General features: G+C 44.0%; 3 protein-coding genes and 1 pseudogene. 3 read left to right on the top strand and 1 reads right to left on the bottom strand.

Features of this window, described 5'->3' with window-relative positions:
- Positions 1-116 (top strand): annotated as a pseudogene (locus tag CAG69_RS08720) (TMAO reductase system periplasmic protein TorT); the annotation flags it as partial.
- A 64-nt stretch (positions 117-180) separates the two neighbouring features.
- Positions 181-636, top strand: a complete 456-nt coding sequence (locus CAG69_RS08715; RefSeq protein WP_005376571.1) for a methylglyoxal synthase — start codon at positions 181-183, stop codon at positions 634-636.
- A gap of 77 nt (positions 637-713) precedes the next feature.
- Here CAG69_RS08715 and helD read toward each other — a convergent pair whose 3' ends face one another.
- Positions 714-2783 (bottom strand): DNA helicase IV, encoded by a 2070-nt coding sequence (helD, locus tag CAG69_RS08710; protein WP_161443769.1) that lies wholly within the window; start codon positions 2781-2783, stop codon positions 714-716.
- A gap of 323 nt (positions 2784-3106) precedes the next feature.
- On the opposite strand from helD, the gene yccS reads away from it, so the two are divergent.
- Positions 3107-5260 carry a YccS family putative transporter gene (yccS, locus tag CAG69_RS08705; RefSeq protein ID WP_161443767.1) on the top strand — a complete coding sequence of 718 codons (2154 nt, stop codon included), beginning with the start codon at positions 3107-3109 and terminating at the stop codon, positions 5258-5260.
- Positions 5261-5522: the final 262 nt, after the last annotated feature.

The raw sequence follows: 5522 nt of genomic DNA, 5'->3' as shown, positions 1-5522 counted from the left end.
ATGCCTCACCAACCATCAAACCACTGACTCCGAAGACACTTCATGACGATACGATCGAAGAATCGTTATCTCCGTCAGAATATAGGCCGACATTCCGTGTTAAGGCTGTTGATTGAAAGACAAAAAACGTGTTCTATTGAATAACAACAATTTTAAAATCATACAAACGGAAACATCTTGATGCAAAAAACCATTCGTACCATGCCAACCCACAAACATGTGGCTTTGGTTGCCCATGACAACTGCAAACCTGAGCTACTTCGCTGGGTAAAAGAAAACAAAGAAAAACTGCAGAGTCACTTTCTTTACGCGACTGGCACAACCGGACACATGTTGAGCAAAGAAACTGGACTGGCGATTAAGAGCATGATCAGTGGCCCAATGGGCGGTGACCAACAACTTGGCGCTCTCATTTCAGAAGGCAAAATCGACGTTCTCGTTTTCTTCTGGGATCCGCTAAATGCCGTACCTCACGACCCAGACGTTAAAGCGCTTCTTCGTATTGCTAGCGTTTGGAATATTCCTGTGGCAACGAACCGAGCCACCGCTAAGTTCTTGTTTAACTCCCCTCTTCTTGAGCAAGAAGTGGATATTGAAGTACCGGATTACGAAGCGTATCTTGCTGAACGCATGTAAGCTTTGATGCCAACCGAATAACGTAAAGGCGATACTGAGTATCGCCTTTATTATTTCTAAAATTCAGAACTCTGCCTTCAACGCGAAGTGATGATCGGATAATCACCATTGACGAGCTCTTGAACAAATGCAGATCCGGCGCCAGTGTGCGTAATCCAAACCTTCTCTTTAGCACGCGTAATCGCCACGTAAAACAGCCTGCGCTCTTCTGCGTGAGGGAATTTGTCTTTGGACTCGGTCAATGCGCCATCAATGTGAATTTGCTTCTTCTTCGCAGGGAATTGCCCCTCATCCACAGAAAGAATAATGACAAAATCAGCCTCTCGCCCTTTACTCGCATGGCAAGTCATAAAACGAACATCGAGATTAGGAAAACGTCGCAACCAATCGTCATACAAGTCGGGCTTGTGATAATGATTACGTCCTAACAATAAGACTGACTTGGTTTGCTTGGCTTGTTGATTCAATTGATCCAAGATTTTTTCAACTTGGTTGCTCGGTGCGGTATGCACACTCTTCTGCTTACGTTGCTTGTGGCTATTCAGTGTTTTCGGCAATTGCGATGGGTTTTGCTGAACAAAAGTGTTTGCCACATCACCAATCTGATTGTTGAAACGATAAGTCGTATCTAGATGATGAACGGTAGAGTGAGCAAAGCGCTCTTTAAACCCAGTGATAAGATCGACGTCCGCACCAGCAAACTGATAGATGGCCTGCCAGTCATCACCAACCGCAAACAACGTCGCACCCGCTTGTTTCTGTGTGGATTCACACAGTGCTTCAATCAGTGCTAAACGGTCTGGAGAGATATCTTGGTACTCATCGACCATAATGAAGCGCCATGGGGAGACAAATTTCCCTTTATTTACATAATCTGTCGCACGACTGATCATGGTAGGGAAATCCACTTGATTGCTTTCTTTAAGCATTTTCTGCCACGCCGTAAAACATGGCCAACACAAGGCGAGTTCGCTGTTTAAACGAGTATAGTCTTGGTGATTTACCAACTTTTCTTGCACTTGCTTTTTGGTTAGCCCTACCGCCGCTAAATGAGACAGCTGCGAATCTAGCCAAGCGATCAGTTTTGGATTTTCTGAATGGCTTCCTAACTCATCATCCCCTTTTAGGTACGCAATCGGCCATTTGTCTAAATGTTTTTGCCAACGTTTAAAGTTAGTAGGCGTCATCCAATGCTTTTTCAGCCAATCTACACACCATGCCGTTCGCTGGTTGTCATCTAACGCCAACGGACTGATCTCAACAGGCTGTTGCTCAACTTGATTAAGTATATATAAGCCTAGTTGATGGAACGTATTCACACGCACACCGTCTGCGGCCATGCCTACTTTATCCACTAAACGCTCTTTCATTTCAGTCGCGGCATCACGACCGAACGCTAACATGAGAAGCTCTTCTGCTTGAGCTTGATGGCTTTGCAACAAATAGGCAACTCGTGCGGTTAAAACGCTGGTTTTGCCAGAGCCTGCGCCAGCAAGGACTAAGTTGTGATCATCGTTGAGCAACACCGCATATTGCTGGGATAAGTTTAAAGGCGAAGATTCTATGCGATTAAACAGCACTTCCCAATTCGGACGTTCTTCCTCAAGCCAATCACGATTACGCTCACCAAGCGTCGCAGACGTATCAATAAGCCAAGGTTCGATTTCCGCCATGCGATTCGGCATCCGCATTTTGGCTTCTTCTAGAGTGGTTTTCATTTCGCTTAACTCTTGGTTAAGACTTTCCACCCAGGAGACCACTTGAGAGTGCGATAGATAGGCAGGAAGATGCTTAAGTTTGTAGAGCTCTTCTTCCCACTTAGGTAGATACTCAGCCAGTTTTCGGCACTGAGTATTGTGCCATTCTTGATACTGACGAACAGCTTCAAGAGCAAACTTACGGCATTGTGGCCACGGTAGCCCTTGTACTAGCCAGCTTTGTTGTTTGCCTTCGTGCTCATGAGCAAAAAACTGCAAAGAGCTCCATAACAACCCACGCTTTACGCTAACTTTGCCATTCCAGATCGTAAAAGGAATATGTTCTTCACTGCCTATTGAGCTTAATAAAACACTGTTCTCTTTTATTTCGACGTGATGGTACTCATTTTGAATAAAAAACTGTGCTTTGCTAGTGGCAGTGAGCTGCATGAAACGTGCGCCTTTTAATTTAGAAGTTGTCGATTTATATCATTTTAAGGCGCCAAATTGTAGCAATGGCGAGCACCTAAGTAAGCATCTTCTTTTATTCTTTAATAAAATTCACATTACTGTCGATTTAGTAACCTAAAGCTCATTCTATTTGAAGCTGACTTTACAATTATAGACACATTGCGTGGCTGCTTTAGTATAAGTCAATGACATCCCTGTTGATTTTATCAGCAACAACGAATTTTTCTTAAAGTAAATCATAAACGCGCTATAGTGGGTTTGGTAGTATTCCCCCGTTCTTCATCGGAAACATAAGGCGCATTGTGCAAGCAACTTCTAAATTTCGGCTCTACTGGGCAAACAAGACCATAAATTACAGCGTTCTTATCCTAATCACCTTACTGGGTGTGGTTATCCCGACTTGGTACTTCGAGCAAAACACGCTGATCACGCCTCTAATATTGGGCGTTATTGCTGCTGCTTTGGCAGAGAGTGATGACAGCTTCACTGGGCGCATCAAGGCGCTGATTCTGACCTTTCTCTGTTTTGCGCTCGCCGCTTTCTCAATTGAAATCTTGTTCGACACCCCTTGGGCATTTGCATTAGGGTTACTTATCTCAACCTTTGGTTTTATCATTCTTGGTGCGATAGGTCCTAAATACGCGAGCATTGCTTTTGGCTCTTTGCTGATCGCCATTTACACCATGCTTGGCGCACATGAGAGTACTAACATTTGGTTTCAGCCACTGCTGCTTTTAACTGGTGCTGCTTGGTATTACTTCATGTCGATGATTTGGCAGATATTTTGGCCTCTTCAGCCTGTACAACAAAGCTTAGCCAATGTGTTCTTCCAAATGGCAAATTATCTCGATGCGAAAGCCAAGCTTTTTCACCCTGTCACCAACCTAACGCCACAGCCACTTCGGATTGAAGCCGCCAAGTGCAACGCAGCGACGGTGATGGCGCTAAACGCTTGCAAAGCCACATTACTAAACCGCTCGAAACGCGGCCACATTGATGGCCCTAGTGACCGATTCTTAAATATCTACTTCATCGCTCAAGACATCCACGAACGAGTCAGCTCTAGCCATTACCGCTATCAAGATTTAGCAACTGAATTTGAACGTTCTGATGTGCTGTTTCGTTTTAAATATCTTTTGGAATCTCAAGCCCAAGCGTGTCGTGATATTGCATTAGCGATTCAGCTAGGGAATGAATACTCACATACCGATCAGTCCATCTTGGCCTTAGCTGAAGTGCAAAATTCACTTGCTTACTTAGAAGAACAAAAGCAAGGACACTGGAAACGTCTGCTGATGCAGTTAACATATTTATTCAATAACTTAGCGACGGTAGAAAAACAACTTAATAACATTAACAACCCAGATGTCGAAGGCCTCGAAGAAGATACCCTCGCCGATACCAACCCACACACGCTAAAGGCGATGTGGCAGCGTATATCAGCAAATTTACATAAAGATTCGATGCTGTTTCGGCATGCATTACGTATGTCAATTGCCTTAACGATTGGCTATGGAATCATTCAAATATTCAACATCGACCGAGGTTACTGGATACTCTTAACCACTTTATTCGTATGCCAACCGAACTACAGTGCCACTCGCCAAAAATTGACGGCGCGAGTCATAGGCACTTTAGCTGGTTTGTTAATTGGCGTACCATTACTGACTTTCTTCCCTTCTCAAGAAAGCCAGTTAGTATTCATCGTTATTTCTGGCGTGATGTTTTTCGCCTTTCGGATGAACAATTACGGATACGCAACTGGTTTTATCACACTACTGGTCCTCTTCTTATTCAACCAGTTAGGTGAAGGTTACGCGGTTGTGCTTCCTCGACTGGCCGATACCCTCATCGGGTGTGTGCTTGCTGTAGGAGCCGTGCTGGTTATTTTGCCAGATTGGCAATCGAGAAGGCTGCACAAAGTCATGTCGGATGCGATAGATGCTAACAAACAGTATCTCGATCAGATCATTGGTCAGTATCGAATTGGTAAAAAGGACAACTTGAGCTATCGCATTGCTCGTCGTCAGGCCCATAACAGTGATGCCTCACTTTCTTCTGCCATCAGTACAATGCTTGCGGAACCTGGTAAATATCGTGCTGCCGTTGATGAGAGCTTCCGCTTCTTAACATTAAATCACGCAATGCTGAACTATATTTCTGCTCTTGGTGCGCACCGAACTCGCATCGAAGATGAGTCAATTCATAAACTCGTTTTAGATGCTCACCGCTGTATTCATCAGCATCTGGATGTACTTCATAAACAGCTTCACCAGCATTGTGAGGAGTGTGATCTATCTAATATTGACGATGCTGGACTCGAGCAACGCTTAAATGAATGGCGCGATGAAGACGACAGTTCTGCCCGTATGGTATTGCAGCAACTTCATCTTATCTATCGCATGCTCCCAGAGCTTCATTCACTTGCTAGCAAGTTTGCCGTCAGAGTAAGTTAGTAACATTCAAACCATATGTAAGAGGGAAGCGCTATATCGCTTCCCTTTTTCTTTTTACGTTTCCACCTACCCCAAAGTGGGTAATTATGTACCTTCTTAGGAAAAATCTGACGTATCACTTAACACACCTTGACAATATTCGGACAAAAAGCAATCGATCAAATTCTAATCTATTTTGGTTGAATAAATATGTTGTATCCAAAGGATGAAGAATTTCGGGCAACGACGGATAAACCGAATCACGACGAAGGTATTGAGATGA

The sequence above is a fragment of the Vibrio sp. V43_P6S15P86 genome, from assembly GCF_009904725.1.
GTDB classification, from domain to species: Bacteria; Pseudomonadota; Gammaproteobacteria; order Enterobacterales; family Vibrionaceae; genus Vibrio; species Vibrio diabolicus.
Note: the sequence above shows the minus strand (reverse complement) of the source record. Positions and strands in the feature narration are given on the sequence as shown.

What these genes read in the sequence shown, in the direction of transcription:
- helD (WP_161443769.1), bottom strand. Translation starts at nt 2,783, where the DNA reads ATGCAGCTCACTGCCACTAGCAAAGCACAGTTTTTTATTCAAAATGAG.
- CAG69_RS08715 (WP_005376571.1), top strand. Translation starts at nt 181, where the DNA reads ATGCAAAAAACCATTCGTACCATGCCAACCCACAAACATGTGGCTTTG.